The following is a 405-nucleotide window of genomic DNA, read 5'->3' as shown; positions in this document are numbered from 1 at the left end:
GTAAATCAGGTGAGCGGCGACGGCGGGGCCGATACCAGGGATGGTCAACAGGCGCTTGTAGAGCGTGCCATGCTCTCCATCGCGACCCAAGCGCTGCAGTTCGCTTTCCAGCTCGGACAGCGTCCCAGCCAGAGCGCAGAACAGATCTGACAGCTCCCCGGGGGCACTTTTGCTTACCCCGAAGGATTGCTCCAGGCGCGCGCGTGTCTTTACCAGCGTCTGCCGCTTGCGCAGCAAATCGTGCATCTGCTGCTGCTCATCGGTACGCGGTACGTATTCACGCAGGCGATCGTTCTCCTTCTTCACGTACCGGGCGATCGCTTCGGCGTCCATGGCGTCCGTCTTGCCACGCGAGCCCGTCGCCCGGCCGTAGTGCTTGATCAGACGTGGATTGATCACATAGAC

At 61.7% G+C, this 405-nt stretch carries 1 protein-coding gene; it reads right to left on the bottom strand.

Annotation, left to right across the window (positions count from 1 at the left end):
• The coding region (locus VG556_RS22645) for an IS110 family transposase (RefSeq protein WP_423180086.1) at window positions 1-405 on the bottom strand (405 nt) is incomplete at both ends.

Origin of the sequence: Stenotrophomonas sp. CASM106, from assembly GCF_049384825.1 — a bacterium.
GTDB lineage: Bacteria > Pseudomonadota > Gammaproteobacteria > Xanthomonadales > Xanthomonadaceae > Stenotrophomonas > Stenotrophomonas muris.
The sequence above is the reverse complement of the archived record's forward strand: the minus strand, read 5'-3'. Positions and strand labels throughout refer to the sequence as shown.